Annotated in this window: 14 protein-coding genes; 4 read left to right on the top strand and 10 right to left on the bottom strand. The window is 37.7% G+C overall.

Going from position 1 to position 23,511, the window contains the following annotated elements; genetic code table 11:
- Positions 1-28: 28 nt before the first annotated feature.
- The 9 genes from ACSVH9_RS05155 to ACSVH9_RS05115 form a co-directional block, all read right to left on the bottom strand.
- Positions 29-1,606 carry a GH39 family glycosyl hydrolase gene (locus ACSVH9_RS05155; RefSeq protein WP_438062776.1) on the bottom strand — a complete coding sequence of 526 codons (1,578 nt, stop codon included), beginning with the start codon at positions 1,604-1,606 and terminating at the stop codon, positions 29-31.
- A gap of 73 nt (positions 1,607-1,679) precedes the next feature.
- The gene (locus ACSVH9_RS05150) at positions 1,680-3,689 is read right to left on the bottom strand and encodes a glycoside hydrolase family 97 protein (RefSeq protein WP_438062775.1); all 2,010 of its coding nucleotides are present in this window, start codon (positions 3,687-3,689) and stop codon (positions 1,680-1,682) included.
- 83 nt (positions 3,690-3,772) lie between these two features.
- Positions 3,773-6,172 (bottom strand): TIM-barrel domain-containing protein, encoded by a 2,400-nt coding sequence (locus ACSVH9_RS05145; RefSeq protein ID WP_438062774.1) that lies wholly within the window; start codon positions 6,170-6,172, stop codon positions 3,773-3,775.
- Positions 6,173-6,297: 125 nt separating this feature from the next.
- Positions 6,298-8,781, bottom strand: coding sequence for a glycoside hydrolase family 2 TIM barrel-domain containing protein (locus ACSVH9_RS05140; RefSeq protein ID WP_438062773.1), 2,484 nt, complete (start codon positions 8,779-8,781; stop codon positions 6,298-6,300).
- Positions 8,782-8,892: 111 nt separating this feature from the next.
- Positions 8,893-9,747 carry a hypothetical protein gene (locus ACSVH9_RS05135; protein ID WP_159688451.1) on the bottom strand — a complete coding sequence of 285 codons (855 nt, stop codon included), beginning with the start codon at positions 9,745-9,747 and terminating at the stop codon, positions 8,893-8,895.
- A 22-nt stretch (positions 9,748-9,769) separates the two neighbouring features.
- The gene (locus ACSVH9_RS05130; RefSeq protein WP_438062772.1) at positions 9,770-11,326 is read right to left on the bottom strand and encodes a RagB/SusD family nutrient uptake outer membrane protein; all 1,557 of its coding nucleotides are present in this window, start codon (positions 11,324-11,326) and stop codon (positions 9,770-9,772) included.
- Between the two features lie 12 nt (positions 11,327-11,338).
- Positions 11,339-14,425 carry a SusC/RagA family TonB-linked outer membrane protein gene (locus ACSVH9_RS05125; RefSeq protein WP_438062771.1) on the bottom strand — a complete coding sequence of 1,029 codons (3,087 nt, stop codon included), beginning with the start codon at positions 14,423-14,425 and terminating at the stop codon, positions 11,339-11,341.
- A gap of 46 nt (positions 14,426-14,471) precedes the next feature.
- Positions 14,472-15,794, bottom strand: coding sequence for a xylose isomerase (gene xylA / locus ACSVH9_RS05120; protein ID WP_315172579.1), 1,323 nt, complete (start codon positions 15,792-15,794; stop codon positions 14,472-14,474).
- Positions 15,794-17,287, bottom strand: coding sequence for a xylulokinase (locus ACSVH9_RS05115; RefSeq protein WP_438062770.1), 1,494 nt, complete (start codon positions 17,285-17,287; stop codon positions 15,794-15,796). Before ACSVH9_RS05115 ends, xylA begins: the two co-directional genes overlap by 1 nt.
- A gap of 392 nt (positions 17,288-17,679) precedes the next feature.
- On the opposite strand from ACSVH9_RS05115, the gene ACSVH9_RS05110 reads away from it, so the two are divergent.
- The 4 genes from ACSVH9_RS05110 (at position 17,680) to ACSVH9_RS05095 (ending at position 21,509) form a co-directional block, all read left to right on the top strand.
- Positions 17,680-18,387, top strand: a complete 708-nt coding sequence (locus tag ACSVH9_RS05110; RefSeq protein ID WP_438062769.1) for an NUDIX hydrolase — start codon at positions 17,680-17,682, stop codon at positions 18,385-18,387.
- 112 nt (positions 18,388-18,499) lie between these two features.
- Entirely contained in the window at positions 18,500-19,717 is a 1,218-nt protein-coding gene (locus tag ACSVH9_RS05105; protein ID WP_438062768.1) for a patatin-like phospholipase family protein, read from the top strand.
- Between the two features lie 86 nt (positions 19,718-19,803).
- The gene (locus ACSVH9_RS05100) at positions 19,804-21,078 is read left to right on the top strand and encodes a Y-family DNA polymerase (RefSeq protein ID WP_438062767.1); all 1,275 of its coding nucleotides are present in this window, start codon (positions 19,804-19,806) and stop codon (positions 21,076-21,078) included.
- Complete coding sequence (locus ACSVH9_RS05095) at positions 21,069-21,509, top strand: LexA family protein (protein WP_064715334.1); 441 nt, start codon at positions 21,069-21,071, stop codon at positions 21,507-21,509. Before ACSVH9_RS05100 ends, ACSVH9_RS05095 begins: the two co-directional genes overlap by 10 nt.
- A 103-nt stretch (positions 21,510-21,612) precedes the next feature.
- Here ACSVH9_RS05095 and ACSVH9_RS05090 read toward each other — a convergent pair whose 3' ends face one another.
- Positions 21,613-23,298: a sodium/sugar symporter gene (locus tag ACSVH9_RS05090; RefSeq protein WP_438062766.1), complete on the bottom strand. Its 1,686-nt coding sequence runs from the start codon at positions 23,296-23,298 to the stop codon at positions 21,613-21,615.
- Positions 23,299-23,511: the final 213 nt, after the last annotated feature.

Here is a 23,511-nt window from a genome sequence, read left to right as displayed (position 1 = left end):
AAAATTAGTTTCTAATCCTAATTAATGATTAGCGTTTCACTAACTTTAGCAAGAAGACATCATTCTCACGAAGCTCAAAATCTCTCGTTAAAGTACCCTTGGCTCCAACGGTAACTGAATCCGTTGCTATGGGTGCTCCATTGTTATTTTTCTTTAATACATCGACTTGTTGTGTAGTCAATTGTTTGGGTTGGTTCATGGCCAAATAATCGGTAAAGACATCATTTTGCTTGTAACCCACTTTATAGATTTTTAAATCATATTTGCCTTTTTTCAATCCAGTCAATTCAACCTTTACTTTACCTTTGGGTTTTGCAGGCAAATCTTTGATGTAGTATTGTTGGTTATTGATATTATTCTCTGGAAGTGTATAAGTGTAATCCCAAAATAAAACTTGAACATCTCCCACTTCATTTTTAGTACTCCAAGAAGAAGTATCAGTATTTTGAAGTGCAGTTGTTCCTAATTGGTTCAAAAAAGCATACGGAAAGTAGGCAGGTTTTTTTATACCTTGTGTGTTCAACAATCCAAAACCTCCATGAAAAGGGGTAAATCGAGGGCCAGCTTCTTCAAAAATATCGGTAAAAACCCAATACGACATGGAGTTTGCAGCATTCCCCACTTGTTTTAATTTTTGAAGAATATAGGCCGCCGAGTGATAACTATCGTGAATAGGATCGGCGGGTGTGTAGGAAGAGCTCCATTCTGTGTAATGTAGTTCTAATTTTGGCATAGCCGAACTAGCAATCTGCTGACGAGAAGTGATTACTTCGCCACTTATACTCGATTCCTCTTTGTTCAACACCGTTCCAGAGGTACCAAACTCATCCAAAAAACCTTGCTTTACCCCATAAGTATGAGTCGAAATAAAATCTAATGGCACTTTATTTTTGGCACAAAACTCAATTGTTTCTGGAACCCAAGCTGCACCTGCCGTAGCAGGTCCACCTACTTTGTAAGCGGGATTTACACTTTTTACTGCACGTGCCGTGTATTCATACAATTTGAAATATTCTTCTTGTGTGCCTGACCAAAAACCAGGAGATAAATTAGGCTCGTTCCAAACTTCAAAATACCAATTCTTTACTTCTTCAACACCGTAACGATCTGTAAAATGTTGGGTTAAGTTACGGATGAGCTCTTCCCATTTTTTATAATCTTTTGGAGGCGTTACATTGCCTTTCCACCAAAAAATGGTTTGACTTCCACTTGCCAAATCCGATGGCATAAAGCCTAATTCGACAAAAGGTTTTATTTTGATACTCAAAAGAAAATCATATAAAGCATCGATATATTGATAATTGTATTCTGGATTCCCTTTCGAATCTTCGCGATACACTCCCATATCATCGGTTAGTAAACCATGCATTCGAATGTATTTGAAATCGCATTCTTTTTTTACCATTGCCAATTGTTGTTGCCAATCGGCACGCAAACCCTCATTGGCTCGACCCGCTCCAATACATTCTTTGAACATGGTATTCAATGCTCCTTCTGTTTTATTATAATCGACTTTTATGGTTCGAATCACAGCAGGATTTTGACCAAACAAACTAGAATTGTTTAGAAATAATAGAATAAATGCTATTGCTGAAAAATGCTTCATATGAAATTATTTTTTCAATAGTTGTATCAATAAACTCAACCGTTTTTAAAAACCTAACGGGTTGAATTTTCAGTTATATTTTTTTAAATCGCACGGCACCACCACCTGCACCACCTAAATTCAAAGTAAGTACATCCGAAGCTTTTACGGTTTTCTTTGAAATCGCTACTCCTTCGGGATTGTTTTTTTGATGGGTTCCTTCAGCATCTACATAAATCTGCGCTTCATAAGTTGCCTTTGGGTCTAAGAATGATAATGAAACTTCTACTTTTCTCGGATTTTCATTGGTTAAAGTTCCCAAATACCAATCGGCACTGTTTCTATCTTTTCTTACAGTTGTGATGTATTCTCCAATTTTTCCTTCTAGCACCTTCGTATCCTCCCAATCGGTAGGAACGTCTTTTAAGAATTGTAAAGCTGGTTTTCCTTCGTAGTTTTCGGGAAGATCAGCCAACATCTGAATTGGAGAATAAATGGTAACATACAAAGCCAATTGCTGCCCCACTGTTCCTTGAATCCTTTTGCCTGGATAGCCTTGTTTTACTTCTACATCAAAAATTCCGGGAGTGAAATCCATTGGTCCAGAAAGCAATCTCGTAAACGGAATAATACTTAAATGATTAGGCGGATTCCCTTCGCTCCACGCATTGTATTCCTGTCCTCTTGCGGCTTCTCTAGAAACCATATTCGGATACGTACGACGCTCTCCAGTATCTTTGATGGATTCATGATACAAAACAGCCAAATCATACTGGGCCGCTTTTTCTAAAATGTATCTGAAATAGTTTACTCCAAATTGGCCAAAGTGCATTTGTTTCATATTCAATTTAGAACCTACGTGACCAATTTTTACCGTGTGAATGCCCAACTTTTTATACAAAGCAAAACCTTCATCAACTTCTTTTAAGTAGTTTATTAAGTTAGAACCTGTTTCATGATAGCCTATTAACTCAATGTTCTTTTGTTTTCCGTAAGCCACTACTTTTTCTAAATCGAAATTGTCTGCATTTTTTGTAAAACTGAACATGTGCATGCGGTTTTCATACCAACCAGGTGTCCAGCCTTTGTTCCAACCCTCAATCAATAAATGATGAAAGCCTTCTTTGGCGGTAAAGTCAATATATTCTTCGGCGTGTTTTGTGGTTGCTCCTTGTTTCTCACTTTCCCAAAAAGTGTATTTCCCAATGTGCATTCCCCACCATATTCCTAAATATTTATAGGGTTTGAAATAGGTATTGGTGTTTTTTAATTTGTTGGGTTCATTCAAATTCAAAACCAAGTAAGACGTAATCAGATCTCCAGGTTGTTCACCAATTTGAATCGTTCTCCATGAAGAAGTAAAGCTGTCTTTTACGCGCACTTTTACCCCATCTGCCCAAGGCACCAAATCCGATTTTAGTTCGGTTCCTTTGGTATTGACCAAAGTCATACTAGCAAAATCTATCAAGTTGGCTTCGTGAAAACTCAATGCCAAGCCACTTTTACTTTCGATAGTTAAAGGCGTTAATACCGTGTCTAACGTACTTACCGGTGCATCTTTGAACAGATATTCGTCACGGTTTTCTCTGTTAGCAGGAATCCACCAAGCTTTTCCATCTTCTTTTAGATTGAAAGTTGTTTTTTCATCCATAATGAAAATACTGTCTTTCACTTTTTGTTTGGGATATACGTATCTGAAAGCGATTCCGTCATCAAAAGCACGAAACTGAATTTGTAATTTACGTTTGTTCCCTGTTTTTTGTTGTAAATCGACTACTAACTGATTGTAGTGGTTTCGGATATTTTTCTTTTCTCCCCAAACTTGCTCCCACGTTTCATCAAAAGAGGATGTTTTTACATTTTTAACTTCAAAATTAGAGCTGAAATCTTCATTTCCTTTCAATAAAAACCCCATCGTTGAAGGTGAAATAACTTCGGTTTTTCCGTGAGAAACAGTATATTTTGGAGCATTATTTACTAACTCAAATTTTATTTTGTTTTGACCTCCAGGCGAAGCCAATTCATAGGATGTTGTCTTTTTGCCTTGTGCATGACCCATACTAAGGGATAGAAGTACGGTCGAAAGGAGCAATTTATTTTTCATTGTTTCATTATTTTAAGCAGTTAAATTATCGAGAGTGGTAGCAACCAAGAACTACCCTCGATCTAAAAACCAATCCAACTTATTTATTTTATCCACTCGGTTTTGAAAGTGGTTTTTCCGTTTAGTGCATTTGAGTTGACTTCTCCCTCGTTTCCTTTTTTCACAACTGTTATCGTTTCTACTGCATCGGTTCCTGGTAAGAAGACTTTTGCTGTAGCCGTTGTAGTAGCATCAGAAGCATATACTTTTAAGGTCAATTTGCTCCAATCCATATCTTTGGTAGATTGTGCCAAAGCAATATGAGGAATCGCGGCTCCGTCTCTTACCAAAACTACGATAGGTACTTCGCCCGCTTTAATCTTATGCCATCCGCCTTGGTATACTTTTTTGGTTTGATAATCAATCCAAGTTCCTGCTGGTAAGTATACGTCTCTTTCGGTCACTTCTTCAAACAATGGAGCGACCAACATACTTGACCCAAATAAGTACTCATTATCGACCAACCAAGCTCCAGGATCATTTGGATATTCTACAAATAAAGCGCGCATCATAGGTAATCCTTTTTGTGAACTTTCTTTGGCTTGAGCATAAATGTAAGGCATCAATTCGTAACGCATGTTGTCTGCTTTTCTGAATCCTTCTAAGAATTCTTTACTGTACAACCACGGCTCTCTTGGAGGCTCGCCGTGACTTCTAACATGTGAGGTAAACATTCCGAATGGCGCCCAACGGCGGTATAAATTTTCTGGTGATTTGGTCGCAAATCCTCCCACGTCATGACTCCAAAAACTGAATCCGCTTAATCCTAATGACAATCCACCTCTCAATTCAGCCGACATCGCTCCATTTGTAGTTTCGGCATCGCCTCCCCAATGCAATGGATAGCGCTGGCTTCCAGCCCAAGTACTTCTGGCCCAGATTAAGGTATATCCTTTTTCTTTTTGAGTAACCTCAGCAACCGCTTTGTTGTAGCGCAAAGGATACAAGTTGTGTTCATAAAAACCTGTACGTCCTGAATGATAAATTCCGTCTGGTGGTGCTGCTTCTCCAAAATCTACTTTTATCACTCCCACACCCTGATCAAACAAATGTTTCAATTTAGCTTGATACCAAGTTACCGTAGCTGGATTAGAAAAATCTAAAACCGCATCTTCATAAGGAAGATTGCCTTTACGGTCTCTAACGGCAAGATTTTTATCCATGATTTCGTTGAACAACGTATTCTTTGGTGTAAAATAAGGCAATTGCCACAAGCATACCTGAAAACCATCTTTTTTCAAATCGCTCATCATTTTTACAGGATCTTGAAAACGCGCTTTGGCAAACTCATAATTGTTTCTCCAATCAACATCGAACCAGCCCGTATCAAAATGAATTACATCGGTAGGTATTTTGTAAGCACGTAAATCCTTGGCTACTTGTCGGCCTTCTTTTTCTGAAAAATACGTAATACGACTCATCCAAAACCCAAAAGACCATAGTGGAGGCATGGCCGCTTTTCCTGTCAGGTTGGTGTATTCGTCTAAGATTTCCTTTGGTTCACCAATGAAGAAAAACAAATCCGCTTCGTCATCACCAATGTACATTTCGTTGGCACTAGCATAATATTTTCCAAAATCAACAGTAATGGGAGTAGAATGATGCATAAAAACTCCATATCCACGGCTGCTCATATAAAACGGAACGGGTTTGTACATGGTTTCGTTTTGAATTCCATTGGCGTCATCGGTCCATAAAACAACTTTTTGTCCACGTTTATTGAATTGAGTAAACGATTCTCCACAGCCAAATATTTTTTCATCAGGCTCTAAGCTAAAAGCCGCGCCCATACTTCTAGAATAATCACTGTTTCTGCGTACATACGAAAAAGGAAGTGTTGGCGTGTAGGTGTTTTTAAAATCAGTATCATGTAGTGTACTGGTTAATAATTTCCCTTTTTTGTCATAAATTTTCACATGCCAAGGCTTGGACAAAATTTCTACAGCACCATAAGCACTGGTGTACTTGAAACCGCCTTCAATTTTTGAAAACTTCCATGACTCGGGATGATTTGGAGCTACTCCATTAATTAACATCAACGACTCTTTTTCTGGATGAAATTGTGGTCCCGAAGTCATTTTGATTCGCAAGGTTCTGTCTGAAACAAACTGAATTTGAAACGGTAATTCTGGTGCCACCTCATATTCTGTTGTAGGAAACTCATTGGCAAGAACTACTCCTGGTTTCATCATCATGTTATTAAACGCCTGACGCGTTTGATACGTATTTCGGATGTATTTAATGGTTCCTTTTCCTGTGGCTGGATCAAAATTGGTCAGCTCATCAGCAAAATAAAAAGTATTGAGATAATTCTGAAAATCTTTGCTGATGTCTATCGGTGCATTCAGTACGTCCGCATTTTGAATTTGAGCTGAGGCTTTTGGCATCAAAACAAATCCAAGCACGGCCATCGAAAACAATGCTTTTAGTGATGTGTTCTTCATTGGTTAATAATTCTTGATGTTAGTTTTCCTGCGAGGTTTTCAAAACTTCGTAGGTTTGCATTTTTATTATCTTTTGCTAATTAATAAATACCTACAAGGTTTTGAAAACCTTGCAGGAACTGTTCTTATTCAGTTGATATTACTATTGTCGCTTGTTTAAGTCCATTCGCTTTGGCAGTCAATTCTAGTTTATCGGATGTAGTACCTGATTGAATAATCACTAAGCATTTTCCAGCCAAAGCCGTATGTTTTGTTCCTTTATACGATTCATGACTTACGGGATCACCACTGCAAACGCCAACAATCTTTCCGTTTCCTTTTAATGAAAAATGGATTTCATTTTTGGCATTTGGAGCCAAAGTTCCTTTTGCATCCAAAATCGAAACGGTTACAAATGACAAATCGTTTTTATCAGCTTTGATGGTGCTTCTGTCAGCTTCAAGTTGTAGTTGATAGGGATTTCCTGCTGTTTTGATTTCTTTTTCTAAGACTACTTTTCCTTTTTTACGCGAAACCGCTTTTAAAGTTCCTGGCTGATATGGAATCCTCCACATAACATGTAAATCGTCTCCTTTTTTACTTCTAGTCCCTACTGATTTTCCATTTAAAAATAATTCAACCTCATCGGCTTTGTTATAGTACGCCCAAACATCAACCTTTTGTCCTACTTTCCAGTTCCAATGCGGGAAAAGATGCAAAACGCTTTGGTCTGTCCATTCGCTTTGATACATATAATACACGTCTTTGGGGAAACCCGCCAAATCAACAATTCCGAAATAAGAACTGATCGATGGCCACTCATAAGGCGTTGGTTCACCTATATAATCAAAACCAGTCCAAATGTACATTCCAGATAGGAAGTCGTGTTTTTTTATAATTTTCCAAGTTGCTTCATGTGTAGAACCCCAAGGAGCTTGAACTTGGTCATACGAGGAAACGGTATTTCCAGGATTTCCTTCCGTAAATTTAAGATCCCATCGTACAGGCCATTTTTTTAGACTATCCGAAACGGTATCATAATATCCTCTAGTGGCTAAAGCCGAAGTTGTTTCGGTAGCAATGAAAGGAATTCCTGGGAAATTCTTCTGATGAAATGCATAGGTTTGATGGGCATAATTGTATCCAATAATGTCTAATGCTCCCGAAGCAGCAATCGTATTGTATTGCACCTTTGCTTTATCAAACTGTAATGTCACCTCATCAATATTCATATTTACGGGTGGATTCATTGCCGCTGTAATAGGGCGAGTCTTGTCGTACTGACGGGTAATGACTGCGAGTTCTTTGGCTATTGTTGCTCCACTTTCGTCCCATTGTTGTGGAATCTCGTTTCCGATACTCCACATAAAAATACTGGCATGATTACGATCGCGCAACAATTGATCAATTAAGTCTTGCTTGTGCCATTGGTCCCAATCATTGCCATAATCAAATGGGGTTTTAGTTTTCTTCCACATATCAAAAGCCTCGTCCATGACAATAAATCCCATTTTGTCACAAAGATCTAAAAGCTCAGTAGCTGGAGGGTTATGCGATGTTCTGATACCATTGACTCCCATATTTTTTAAGATTTCTAACTGGCGTTCAATAGCGCGTGTGTTGATAGCAGCGCCCAAAGGACCTAAGTCATGATGCATGCAAACACCTTTTATTTTTACTTGTTTGCCGTTCAAAATAAAGCCTTTGTTAGCATCAAACTTAAAACTCCTAATCCCAAATTGGGTGGTATATTGATCTACAATTTTATCGGCTATGGCTACTTCTGTGATTGCAGTGTACAATTCTGGAGTGGCAACAGACCATAAAATTGGGGCATCAATAATTGTTTTTTGTTGGATAGTTTGTCGGCCATTTGCAGCAATCGTGATATCTTGGGCAACCGAAGTTACTTTGTTGTCTTCCTTATAAATAGTAGTAGTGAGTGTTGCTTTTTGAGCGGTTCCATTTTGATTTTGCACGGTAGTTTCAAGCTGTACTGTAGCTTGTTCATTGGTTACTTTTGGAGTGGTAATATACGTTCCCCATTGTGCAACGTGCAATTTATCGGTCGTTTCTAACCAAACGTTTCTAAATATTCCTGATCCAGAATACCATCTGGAGTTGGGTTGTTTTGAATTATCAACCTTAACAATAATTTCGTTGTTTTGATCTCCGTAATTCAAATAAGGAGTAAGTTCATATTGAAAACCAATGTATCCGTTGGGACGTTTTCCTAGATAATGTCCGTTGATCCAGACCTGACTGTTTCGGTACACACCATCAAAGGTAATTGTGGTTATTTTGGTGCTATCTTGAGCAGCGACTTTAAAGGTTTTTTTATACCAGCCTAAACCTCCAGTAAGCGCTCCACCACCATATCCTGCTGGGCTTTTTTCGTCAAACTTACCTTCGATGCTCCAATCGTGAGGCAAATCTAAACTACGCCAAGCCGTGATCGCACTGATGGTATCGTTGTCTTTGAGACTATCGTTTAAATGAAAACTCCAATCCGAATTAAAAGAAACCTTTCGATCGCTAAAAGCTTCGTTTTTTTTGCCACAAGCTCCTACCAGAAACATGCCTATAAGTAGGACAAGTAGTGGACTGCTTCTATATTTTCTTTTATTCATGAAGTAAATGTATAATGGTATTATTGTTATCACTGATATAAACATACCGATAAGTGGTTTCATTCACTTATCGGTTGTTCATTCAAATAAAAACGTAACTAACTTAAATAATTATTTAGCAATCAAATGATAAATCAAGACTTGACCATCGGCTCTGATGGCGGCATAACTCAAGGTTGTAGCCGTAAGCTCTACCAATCGAACATTTGAGAAACTAAAACCTGAACTCCAACTGTTTGCTGGCCCAGGATGTAACATTTCTAATCCTCCATTAAGAATAATTCTGTCATTTGTAAAATCAGCTGTTCTGTTATAGCTAAAAGTTCCTTTTTTGGTCGTTTTAGTAGTAGAATTAACCTCTGTTGACGTTTGCACTACGGTAACATTATAGCCTCCATTCAAATTAAAAGTAATTTCTCCCCAATCTTTGTCTTCGATTCCAGCCCAAGAAATATCAGAGAAATTAGGATACCAATTCCAATCTCCTCCAACGGTGCTATTGATGTACCCAGGACCTACAAATTCCATTGGTGCCGACATTTTTAGTATCCAAGTTTTACCCTTTACACCATTGGTTAGTAAATCCCATTTTGGATCACTAAATAAGGTTAAATCATTTTGGCTAATCACTACTTTTTTAGGTTCGGCCACTACAATTCCACCGCGAGTATAGGCTGTGAAGTTTACATAATAAGTTCCTGCAAATGGCAAAGCAATGTCTGCTACTTTGTTCGTATTAAAATGCCCCAATTCATTACCTAAAGCATCGGTATAACTCCAATATGGAATAACATCCATATCCAAATTCTCTAAGGTCATGGAGTTGCTTTTGGCTGTTACTGTAAATTTTAAGTCTGCCGCAGTTTTGGTTATGGCAGGCAAGCTATTTCTATCCTCTACTGGCTCGCAAGAAAACACGGATCCTAAAGTTATTATAGCTACTAATATGTGAAGTATACGTTTCATAATCGTTTGTTTTTTGAGTTAATTACCAACCTGGATTTTGTTTCATCGCACCGTTTGAAAGTAGGATTTGAGATTGAGGCAACGGAAACCAACCCAATGTTTCTGTTCTGAACGTAACATTAAATGTTGTTCCTGCACCTGTATTATCGATAGCAGCTTTTGCTACATCTACACCTTGTCTAAGCAAGTCGAAATAACGAAGGCCTTCAAGAGCTAATTCTAAACGACGCTCTTCCATAATATTGGCTTTTGTAGCCGTAACACGATGAGTTGTATCTTTGTAAGCGCGGTCGCGTACTCTGTCTAAACAAGTTTGGGCAAAAGCAAGATTGGTATCCAAGTTTAACTCAGCAGCCATCAATAGCACATCCGCAAAACGAATTACCGCATAATCTTGTACGTTGTCAATTTGGAAGTTTCCTGTTCCGTGTTCATTGGTTACAGGACAATATTTTTTCCAAGCATAACCTGTGTATTGACGTTGTTCTCTAGCCACAGGATCGAAACTTAACCCTTCGCCAGCAAAATCAATAAACGAAGCGGCTTTTCTGGTATCTCCAGTGCCATACGCATCAACTAATTTTTTATTTACTGTTGCACCTCCCCAACCAGTGCCATAAGGACCTATGTTTCCACCACGAGGAGCGATAAGTACTTGGAAACGATTTCCTTCGTGAAGGTTCCAATCGCCTTTTCCTGATCCGTTGAATCGTACAGCAAAAACCATCTCCGTATTGTCTTCTCCAGCAAATTGACCGAAAGAAGCAGCTAACCAAAGGTTGGCAAAATCTGCTACTAAAGCATGTCCGCTATTGTTTACTGCATCATTGATGTAAGTTACCGCTTGCGCTTTAGAAACGACACCCGCTAAATCTGCTTTTTTGTAATATCCTGTGTAGAATAAAAAGGCTCTAGCAATATAAGCCTCAGCCGCCCATTTGGTGATACGACCATAATTGGCATTTCCAGTTTGAGAATAATTTTCGGTTCCTAAATTATCAGCAGCAAATTTCAAATCACTAGCGATTAATTTGTAGGTTTCCTCGGCAGAACTTCTTGGAGAATAATACTCTGCTGTCTTTAAAGTATGATCTAAAGCCACTATGTCTCCGAACATTCTAGCCAACTGAAAATGGAAATGTGCTCTAAGAAATCTAGCTTCGGCTTCGTATTTGGTTTTTAGTGCGGTATCAGTTCCCCAATTTACTTTATTCAAATTTTCTAATAAAATATTGGCTCTATAAATTCCTTGATAACCTGTCTTCCAAGCTGTAGCATTCATGTCTTTGTCTGTAACAAACAAGAAACGATCCCATTCTAAATCTCCTTGTCCATCGGCAATTCCGTATCCTCCAAAACAGTTATCCGAAGCAATTTCGCTGGTAAGTAACGTATTACCATAGCCTTCTCTTTGTAAGATATCATAAACCGCTACTAATCCTTGAAAAGCATCTTTGGGTGTGGAATAAAAATTCTCCGTAACTAATTCAGTATACGGTTCATTCTCTAAGAAATCATCCGAACAAGATCCCAGTGCAAACAAACCTGATACTGCGAAAAGATATATATATTTTTTCATGACTTTTAAAAATTAAAAATTAACATTAAGACCTAACATGTATGTTCTAGGTTGAGGATAAAATCCAACATCGATTCCTTTGGCCCATGATTGGTTTGAGTTTCCAAATCCAATCTCTGGATCCATTCCTTGATATTTGGTAAAGGTGAAAAGGTTATTGGCCGAACCATAAATTCTGAATTTGCTAAAGAAGCCTAAGTTTTTGGTCAACTTTGTCAAATCGCAACCAATAGTTATACTTTTGATTCTAAAGAAATCCGAATCTTGAATGTACAAATCAGAGAATTTAGTGTAATTCCCGTTAGCATCTGTTCCGTAAGTCACTCTTGGAATTTTGTTTGAAGTTCCTTCTGTAGTCCAACGGTCTAGGATAGTAGTAGTAAAATTGTTGTAAGCACGAGTATAATCGTGAACTCCAAAAGCATTTTGACCACCCGCTACTCCATAAGTATAGATTGAAAAATCAAACGCTTTGTACGACAAGTCCATACTCAAACCATAAGTAAAGTCTGGGTTAGGGTCTCCGATTTTAGTTTTATCATTAGCATCGATTTTTCCGTCACCGTTCAAGTCGACAAAACGAACATCTCCAGGTACCGCATTAGGCTGAACAGAAGTTAACTCTGAGGTATTTTGAAAAATTCCGTCGGTTTTTAATCCATAAAAATAACCTATTGGCTGCCCAACTTCTACACGATTCATTTCGTCTAATCCTTGGAATAATAAATTAGATTCTCCATGAATAATACCTTCGGTATTGGCAATTCGTAACACTTCATTTTTATTGAATGAACCATTGGCGTTTACTGAAAAACTCCAGCCATCACCAAAAGAAGTTTTGTATCCTAATGCCAATTCAAAACCTTTGTTGCTAACGTCTCCACCATTAATAAATGGCGCTGCTGCTCCAGCAATATCTGGTACCGATGCCTGAACTAACCAGTCTTTTGTAGTTTTATCATAGTAATCAAACGATATCGTAAGCGAAGAAAACAAAGTCGCATCGAATCCTAAATCTAACTGTTCTGAAGTTTCCCATTTGATGTCTGGATTTTCTAAAGCATCTGGGCTCGCTCCAACTTCTAGCGCAGTACCTCCAGTTCCGAAATGGTAGTTTTTATCATAAGTGCTAATCGTTGACATGTAAGCAAATCGTTTAGCAAATTGATCGTTACCGTTTTGCCCCCAGCTCGCTCTAACTTTTAAGCTTTTCAATACTTTGTTTTCTGGGAAAAAGCTCTCTTTATCTACATTCCAACCTGCTGAAAAAGCGGGGAAGATTGCATATTTATTATTAGGTCCAAATTCTGAAGATCCGTCTCTACGAATGGTCGCTGACAATAAGTATTTGTTTTGATAATCATACAAGAAACGACCAAAGTACGATTGAATAGAATAATCTGTTCTATTACCTGCCACTGTATTAGACGTTTGATCGGTAGCATTACTCAAATAAGCATATTTAAATCCTTCACGAGTTAGATTTCTTCCCGTTGCACTTACATAATCCGAAGTGTTGTCTTTGGCTGAAGTACCAATTAAAAGGTCAAAATGATGTTTGTCATTTATTGAGGCTTTATATTGAAGTGTGTTTTCGAAGATCCAACCCAATCCTTTGTTCGCGCTTTGATTTACACTAGAAACATCGTTGTTGTTGTTGGATGACAAACGGTAGATTGGAGTATAAGAACGGTAGGTACTATTAGTGATATCTACCCCAAAGCTGGTTCTGAAAGTGAAGTTTTTCAAGAATTTAGCTTCTGCAAAAATATTCCCTACGTAGCGGTCAATTTTATTTTCGTTGAAGTTATTGTAATACAAAGCCCCAAGTGGATTGCTAACATCTGCTGAAACTATAGAATTAGCAAAACCTCCATTTGCATCATAAGCAGCATCTATAGGTGCAGCATTCAAGAACGCTCTAATACTGTTATTATAGATTCCGTCATCCGAAATTCCACTTCCTTTAATGTTAGCAAAAGAGAAGTTCTCACCAATTTTCAAATGACCTTCGATGATTTCTGAAGTTGAGTTTACATTGAAAGTGATACGATCATATTTGGACTGATTGGTTTGGCTACCAATTATACCGTCTTGACCATAATAAGAAAGACCAGTAGCAATGGTTGATTTTTTGTCTCCCCCTGTTATCATCAAAGAGTGATTTTGTTTAATAGCTCCCTCATTGAACAAATAGTCTTGCCAATCTGTATTTGGAAAAGCTGCAATTTGTGATTGAGAATACAACGGCGCCATACCTGAGTTTACTCTTCCTTCATTAATAATGGTAGTATACTCTTTAGTATTCAATAAATCCAATCGTTTGGCAATTTGTTGGAAACCTGTGTAACTGTTAAATGACACATTCATTTTTCCATCTTTTCCTTTTTTGGTGGTTACCAAAACTACTCCATTTGCGGCTCTTGCTCCATAGATAGAAGCCGCTGCAGCATCTTTAAGAATATCAACCCTTTCTATTGAAGAAGGATCCAAATACCCAATTCCGTTATCGATTACCACTCCATCTACCACATAAAGCGGAGAATTATTTCCTGCGGTACCTACCCCACGAATGTTCACTACCATTCCTGCTCCTGGCTGACCAGAAGTTGAAGTAATCGATACCCCTGTACTTTGCCCTTGCAAGGCATTTACAACATCTAAGCTGTTTACATTTTGAATATCTTTTGCGCCAACTACAGATGTGGAAGCAGTAGATACTTTTTTCTTTTGAGTACCGTACCCAATAACAACAATCTCCTTTAGTTCGGCAGTTTCTTGCTGAAGATAAATATCGATGTTGGTTTGATTGTTTATGTTTACTCGTTGGGTTCTATACCCTACAAAACTTACTAATAAGACATCGTTTGGTTTGGCATTAATTTTAAAGGTTCCATCAAAACCTGTACTAGTGCTAGTTTTTGAACCTTGTATTGTAATACCTGCACCAGAAACTTCTAAATTATCGTTTGAAGTGTATACTTTTCCTGTAACAGAAATAGTACGGTCTTGTGCATAACCAGATTGTAGCATAAAAATGCTCAATAATAGCGTCATACAAAAGGAAAGCATTGTCGCTATACCATAATTTCTTTTCATGATTTTTGAGTGATTGGTTAATTTTTTAATTTTCAAAGGTGTTTAGCTAATAAGCATTTGATACGATTTGCTCGAATAATTCTTGTTTACCACTAATGGGTTGAGGTTCTCCGTTTGCACGAGCGATTTGGCTTAATTCTTCAAGAGACAATTCTCCTTTTTCGAATTTGGCACCATTTCCGCTGTCAAATGATCCGTAACGCTGAGCGCGTAGTTTTTTGTAATTGGTGTTTTGTAGTATATGATCAGCACAAATAAGTCCGCGGGCAAAAATGTCCATTCCTGCTATGTGTGCAATAAACTTGTCCTCTAAATCGATTGAATTTCTTCTCACTTTAGCATCAAAATTGATTCCGCCTCCACGAATTCCGCCACCTTCTAAGATGACCAACATCGCTTGTGTAATCTCATAAATATCAACTGGAAATTGATCGGTATCCCAACCATTTTGATAATCCCCTCGATTGGCATCAATACTTCCTAACATTCCTGCATCTACCGCAACTTGTAATTCGTGTTCAAAAGAGTGTCCCGCAAGCGTAGCGTGATTGACTTCAAGATTTAGTTTAAAATCATCTTGCAAACCGTATTTATTTAAGAAACCTAAAGAAGTAGCTGCATCAAAATCATATTGATGTTTCATTGGCTCCATAGGTTTTGGCTCGATTAAGAAAGTGCCTTTAAAACCTTGTTTACGCGCATAGTCCTTACAAAGGTTCAAAAACTGCCCCATATGGTCCAGTTCGCGCTTCATATTGGTATTCAAAAGGCTCATGTATCCTTCGCGTCCTCCCCAAAAAACATAATTCTCACCTCCTAAAGCAATAGTAGCATCGATGGCTATTTTGGCTTGACCCGCAGCATAAGCCACCACGTCAAAATTAGGATTGGTAGAAGCACCGTTCATGTAACGAGGATTGCTAAATAAGTTTGAAGTTCCCCACAACAATTTAATTCCAGATTCTTGTTGTTTTTGTTTAGCATAGTCCACCATAGTATGAATGCGCTTTTCAAATGCAGCCAATGTAGGTGCTTCATCTACCACATCTACATCATGAAAACAGTAAAAAGGCATTCCTAATTTGCTCATGAACTCAAAAGCAGCGTCCATTTTATCTTGGGCTTTCAAAATAGCGTCTTCATTTTTATTCCAAGAGAATTTCTCTGTCGAACTACCAAAAGGATCTCCTCCAGTATTGCATAGTGTGTGCCAATAGGCCATAGAAAAACGCAAATGTTCTTTTAAGGTTTTTCCTGCAACTACTCTATTTTCATCATACCATTTAAAAGCAAGAGGATTATCACTTTCTCTGCCTTCAAAGCGGATGGTGTCCATATTTTTAAAATAAGCTTGTTGTGTTGTATTCATTATATTTCGGTATTAATATTATTTTTCCATTCTTGATAAATCTCTTGGTATTGGTCGGATGCGCTTTTGGTGGGTTCTGTTCGTTCCAAACATTGCAATCCTTCAAAGGCTTGTTCCAAAGAGTCATAAAAGCCAAAACCATAAGCGGCTCCACGAGCAGCACCCTCTGCCCCCGAAGTATTGTATAATTCTAAAGTAGTTTGTGTGGTATTGACAAAAATTTCTCTAAACACCGGACTCAAAAACAAGTTGGCTTTTCCAGCACGAACCACATCTCCTGAAGCACCTACTGCCTTCATTACATCAAAACCATAGTTCATCGCAAAGACAATTCCTTCACAAGCTGAACGAACAAGATGGCTGGGTTGATGGATGTTGAAATTGAGATTTTGAATACCCGAAGTCGCCTTTTTGTTATTAAAGATGCGCTCCACACCGTTACCAAAAGGATAAAAACGTAAACCTTCGCTACCTGCTTTTACTTTGGCCGCCTCGGTGTTTAATTGTTCATAGGCTATGAGTGTGTCACGATCTACCGACATTACTTTGCGCAACCATTGGTACAAAATTCCTGACCCATTGATACAAAGCATTACCCCATTATTTTTTTGGGCTTCGGTATTATTTACATGCAAAAAAGTATTGATGCGGTTTTCTTTGTCATAAATATCTTGATTGCTTACTGCATAAACTACCGCCGATGTTCCCGCTGTGGTAGCAATTTCACCAGGTCGCAGTACATTCAGCGACAAAGCATTGTTGGGTTGATCTCCTGCTCGATACGTAATTTTTGCTTTTGGATCCAATCCTAATTCTGAGGCAACGCTTGGATGTATTGTAGCTTGGTGTCCAAAATTGGGAACAATTTCCGGAATGAGTGCATCAGGAAGTCCCATGGCTTTAAGTACTTCTGTAGCCAATCTACCTTTAGAGAAATTCCATAAAGCCGCTTCTGACAAACCCGAAGTACTTATTTGTGCTTTCCCTGATAATTTTGCAGCTATAAAATCGCCCGGTAGCATCATATAAACTGCTTTTTCAAAAACTTCAGGTTGATGCGTTTGTACCCATTTCAACTTTGAAGCAGTAAAATTGCCTGGACTTCCTAAAATTTGTTGCTGGCAAAAGTCGTGTCCCATTTCATCATAAATGGAATTTCCAATAGTTGCCGCGCGACTATCGCACCAAATAATAGAAGAACGAACTGGATTCAACGCTGCATCCGTCAGTACCAATCCATGCATTTGGTACGCAATACCAATTCCTTCTATTTTTTTTAAATCAATACCTTCTTGACTCGATAATAGCTGAATCCCCTTTTTTACATACTGCCACCACAGATTAGGGTCTTGCTCGGCCCAACCAAATTGCGGTGCATGAATATTCATTTCAAATTCTGGGACACTTACTGCCGCAATCGCTTTTCCTTTTTCGGCATCCACTACCGAAAGTTTTATCGAAGAGCTTCCCAAATCTATTCCTAAAAAGTACATATGCTTCTTTTTTTTCGATGACAAATCATCCTTTTTTATCTTTTGGTCAAATCAACCTTAAGCTTATGGTTAATTTGACTACAAGTATAATTCAAATTCTGATATTAACAAAATTTTAGAAGTTGTTTTTTTTGAATTAGATAATTTAAAGCATTAAAAAATAAACATCTAACAAAACAAGAACTGAAAACCCTTGAAAAACCTGAAAAAAAATCACTACGCTTTTAATTCAGAAATCGTTTTCTTGATTGGACCCAAAGCAGAATAAATCATCCATTACTTACATTTTATAGAGAAAACCGCACATTCTATTTTGTATTCATTAGTAAATAATTGTGCGTTCCCATCAGATTACATTTTTATTTATTTATTTTGTAAAAAATCTACAAGAAATGGTAAGAGAAGAAGCATTAGCCAAAACTGAACATGCCGCTATGAATGCCATTACCATTGACTGTGTTATCTTTGGTTTTGACAATGGCATACTCGAAGTACTTTTAGTAGAACACGCTGAGGGGATTAGTAAAGGAAAATGGGCGTTGCCTGGAGGGTGGATAAAAAAGAAAGAAAGCATTGATGACGCTGCTCACCGTTTGCTAGCCGATCTTACAGGACTGGATAATATTTACCTAGAACAACTAAAAGCGTTTGGAGAACCCAATCGTTTTCCATTAAGAAGGGTTATTACTATTGGCTATTATGCCTTAATCAAAAAAGAAGACTACAACATTAAAGCAGGTTTTACAGCATCGGACGCCAAATGGTACCGAATTAACGAAATCCCAAATTTAATTTACGACCACAACGAGATTCTAAACTATAGCTTAACTCATTTGCGTAACCGAGTGCGACAAGCTCCAATAGGTTTCAACCTCCTACCCGAAAAATTTACCTTGCTACAACTTATGCATCTATATGAAGAAATTCTTGGGGTAGAAATGGATAAATCTAACTTTAGACGCAAAATATTGCACATGAAATTGCTAGTGGCACTAGAAGAAAAGCAACAAGATGTATCGCATAGGGCTGCAAAATTGTACAAATTTGACCCAGCTATTTATGACAAATTAACTAAAAAAGGATTCAATTTTGAGTTCTAAATCATAATTCAAATACATACATTTATACTCAATACCGTTGTCTTTTGATAAAACATCGGTATTGAGTATTTTTATATCGCTCTAATCCTATCTATTAACCAAACCAACCACAATGGCAAAAGTAAACGGATCAAAAATGCCAGCCTCAAGAAAAAAGGCCTTTGAAACACTCAACATCAACCCCAACAAAAGAGCAATTTTATGCTTAGATGGTGGCGGGATGAGAGGAATTTTAACCCTTCAACTGCTCAAAAAATTAGAAGAAACCGCTGGAATTCCATGTTTTGAATTGTTTGATATGGTTTCAGGAACTTCTACTGGAGGCATCATCGCGGGACTCATAGCTTCTGGCTATACCGCAGCAGCGATAGAAGAGAAATACAGTACATTAATCGAAGAAGTATTTGACAAAAAACCTTTGGGAGACCGTTTTGTAAATCCGCCAAAATACCTAAAAGGCAATTACCGAAAGTTACTTTTCGAAGAAATTCAAAACACTACCCTAGCCGAAAGTTGTGCCAAAACCGATATTGATTTGATGATTACGGCGCACGATATGACCGCTTCCGAAGAGACTTTTTTTAGTTGTTTCAAGCAAAAAGACGGTAGCTATTATGGCACCTACAAAGACGTATTACTCCGTGCCGTACTCGAAGCCACTATGAGTGCTCCTACTTATTTCAATCCACTTGAACGTTTTGTAGATGGTGGAACGACTACCTACAACAATCCTGTCCTTGCTGGATTTATGGAAGCCATTTCCTATAGCTTTCCCAAAGGCAAAGAAAAAGATTCTGCTTATGATATCACCAAATTATGCATTTTCAGTTTTGGCACCGGAATCTCCAGACAGTTTGTACAACCCGATGCAACTCTCAAAATCAAGGGGCTAGATATTAAGTTTTGGCTGGAATGGCTTATGACACAAATGGGTCAAGATTCCAGCGCTATGCAAGTAAACACCTTACGCTCTCCAATAATTAATAAAATCATCGATTTTCGCCGATTCCAAATTTCATTAGACCCTCTCTCTATCAAAAAAATACCGAATACCGACGGATTAAACCCCAAAAAATATCCTTCAAAATGGTTGCACGATGTAGATTATTCCATCTTGAACTCAATTGATATGGCCGATATTAATCGTTTTGATTTGATGCAAGTCATTGGTCAACAAATGGCCGAATACATCATTCAAAAAGGCGGCGCTTTTCAGAAAGATTTGGTCGACAGCAACAACAACGACGCTTTGGTGACTACGTTTGGCGACATCGAAAGGATTCAAAAACAAATGAGCGACCCCAGTTGGTTGGATAATTTTCACGCCTAAAAGGAGTCATTGTAACTTATCAACAGCCACAAAAAATTAACTATCGTTAGCTACTTACAGCCACTCGAATGCTGTAAATTTGTGCTATGTATGCTTTAGTCGATTGTAATAATTTCTATGCTTCTTGCGAACGTGTTTTTCAGCCGAAACTCAACGGAAAACCCGTTGCGATATTATCCAACAACGATGGTTGTGTGATTTCTAGAAGTAATGAAGCCAAAGCAGTTGGCATTCCTATGGGCGCACCTGCCTTTCAAATCAAAGACTTAATAAAAGAAAAAGAAGTCGCTGTCTTTTCTTCCAATTATCCTTTGTACGGCGATCTGAGTAATCGAGTGATGAACATATTGAATCAGTTCACACCGAATATAGAAATTTACAGTATAGACGAAGCCTTTCTGAATTTTGATGGTCTTTCGATTGAGGACTACCACAGCTACGGACTCCAAATGAAAACCCGAGTACAAAAATGGGTGGGAATTCCGGTTAGCATTGGCTTTGCCGAAACCAAAGCACTCTCTAAAGTAGCCAATAAAATTGCTAAAAAATTTCAAGTTCGTACCCAAGGCGTCTATGTTATTGACTCCGAAGAAAAACGCATCAAAGCCCTAAAATGGACCAAAATTGAAGACGTTTGGGGCATTGGGTATCGCACGACCAAAAAAGCCAAACTGCGTAACATACAAACCGCACTGGATTTTATACAACCCCAACACGAAGCTTGGATTAAGAAAGAAATGGGCGTTATTGGCCTTAGATTAAAACAAGAATTAGAAGGCAAATCCGTATTAGATTTAGAACCTGTTGTGCTTCAAAAAAAGAGTATTGCCACTACAAGAAGCTTTCCAAAACAAATCGCGGAATTTGATTTACTTAGAGAACGCATCGCAACTTTTGCCGCAGTTTGTGCCGAAAAATTACGCAAACAACATTCGTGTTGCCATACCATTATCGTGATATTGGTCATTGACAAACATTCGATTACTAGCTCAAAATACTATTTCAATAAAGCCATAACATTACCTTATGCAAGCAATTCGATACTAACCATTTCCAACGCCGCCATCGCTTTACTGAAAGAATTGCTCCAAGGCAACGAAGGCATTAGGTTCAAAAAAGCAGGGGTAATTGTGACAGAACTGATTGACGAGAACAAAAAACAACTGCATTTGTTCGAAGAAGAAAACCCAAAACATTTGGCTTTGATGCAAACCATCGACCAACTGAATCGTAAAATTGGAATGACCAAAGTCAAATTGGCTACCCAAAATCTGAGTCTGACTTGGAACATGAATCAAAATCATTTGTCACCAAAATATACCACAAAGTTTAAAGAAATACTCGAAATACAATGTCTGTAAACAAAGAACAAAAGCTCACTTTCTTCCGTCCAGACTTCGAAAGTGAACTTCGAATACCGTATATCAATGAGGGCGTTTCGGCAGGATTTCCTTCGCCGGCAGCAGATTTTATGGAAACCAACATTGATTTGAATAAAGAATTGAGCGAAAATCCATTGGCTACATTTTACATCAAAGTCAAAGGCAATTCTATGATTGATGCTGGTATCAATGACAAAGATGTATTGGTCGTTGACCGAAGTTTGGAACCCAAAAACAACAAAATTGCGATTTGTTGTATTGATGGTGAATTTACCGTAAAACGCATTCAAGTCGAGAAAGATTGCATGTATTTACTCCCCGAAAATCCAAGTTACAAACCCATTTTAGTTACCGAAGAAAACCAATTAATAATTTGGGGAATGGTAACTTATGTGATTAAAAAAGTATAGACTACGAACCTATTTTAAAAATACAATGTAACGCTGTTACCAAATAAAAAAGGTGAAACCGTATATTTGGCTTCACCTTTTTTAAACTAACTAATCTTTATTTTTACCAGAACTTCACGTACAAAGCAACAATAACTAATAAAGTAATCACTACTAAAACAGTGGTTTGTGGTTTTAATTTAAACATTTCAGTATCTAACTCAAATGCTTTTGGATTTACTTTTGGTCCAGCAAAACTTATTAAAATCATGGCCAAAGTAGTAAAGAAGAAAGATAAGCCCATACATACGTGGAAAGGAATTTCGAATGCTCCTTTTCCGTTAGCATAAGCTGTATACAACAATGTGTCGTTACCAAATAACATCGGTGCATATTCATTGAATAAAACCGATAATAAGAATCCTAAAATCACCCCAACAATAGCAGCTGTTCCTGTAGTACGTTTCCAGAACATCCCTAAGATAAACATCGCAAATACCCCTGGACTAATGAATCCCGTATATTTTTGAATGTAGGTAAATCCACCTACACCACCAATTCCTAATAAATCATTCCATGTAAATAAAACAGCCAACAACATTGCAGCAAAAACAGCGATACGTCCAATGTTTACTTGTTGTTTTTCACCTGCTTCTTTTTGAATGTATTTTTTGTGTACATCCAAAGTATAAATGGTAGAGATACTATTTACTTTACTTGCCAATGAAGCCACAATAGCCGCTGTTAAGGCCGCAACCGAAAGACCTTTCAGTCCTGTTGGTAAAAAGGTAAGTATGGCTGAATAAGCACCATCTTTACCTCCAACTAATTGAGGTAAATGACCATTTTGATACAACACATAAGCTGCAATACCTGGCAACATTACGATGATAGGCATTAATAATTTTAACAAACCTGCAAATAAAATACCGGTACGAGCCGTTTGTAAATCAGCACCCAAAGCTCTTTGAGTGATGTATTGATTGCATCCCCAATAATTCAAATTGATAATCCAAATACCTGCTGCATAAGACAACAAACCTGGGAAAGTCAAATACTTATCAATCTCTAATTGAGAAGAAGTAGCGGTTGGTTTAGGGATAATCATTTTGAAATGTTCAGGGGCTTCGCGCATCAAAACTTTGAAACCTGCAATGGCATTTTCACCCACTCCAAAGTACTGACCAACAGTAGTCAATGCAATATAAGACGTCACCAAACCACCAATAATCAATACTGCAACTTGAACCACATCAGTATACGCCACAACTTTCATTCCCCCCAAAGAGATGAACAAAGCGAAAACAGCCAAACCTACCATAATAACGTGCAGGTATTCTCCACCAGCAAGCCCATTGATTGCTACGGCTCCTAAGTAAAGAATCGAAGTTAAGTTTACAAATACATACAAAAACAACCAAAAAACGGCCATAATCAAAGCTGTAGATTCGTTGTAACGCATTTTTAAAAATTGAGGCATTGTATAAATCTTATTCTTAAGATATACTGGAATAAACCAAACCGCAACAATAATCAAAGCTACTGCTGCAAGCCACTCATAAGCAGCCACTGCGATTCCTAAAAAGAATCCTTCGCCACTCATCCCGATAAATTGTTCTGCCGAGATATTAGAGGCAATAAGTGAGGCTCCAATTGCCCACCAAGTTAAATTCCCTTCGGCCAAAAAATATCCTTTGGCATCTTGTTCTTCTTTTTTTCGTTTGCGATAAACGGTGTAGCCGTAAGAAGAAACGGCAATAAAGTAAATAATGAATATCGCATAATCTGCGAAGGCTAGGTTTTGATTCATGGATAATACTTTTTTGAAAATTAATAGTTCTGTTGTAATCCGAATGTAATGCTACTATTTTAATTGCAACTAAAAAAGCCAAATCATTCGTTTTGTTATTAAAATCACATTTTTAATGCGACATGTGTTTTATTTTTTCTGTTTTTTTGTCAAATCCAAAAATAAAATAAAAATAGTTATTTCAATTGATTATAAATGTGTTTTTTACATTTA

Source organism: Flavobacterium sp. RSSB_23 (genome assembly GCF_051547145.1).
Taxonomy (GTDB): domain Bacteria; phylum Bacteroidota; class Bacteroidia; order Flavobacteriales; family Flavobacteriaceae; genus Flavobacterium.
This window is presented reverse-complemented; position numbering and strand designations above follow the sequence as displayed.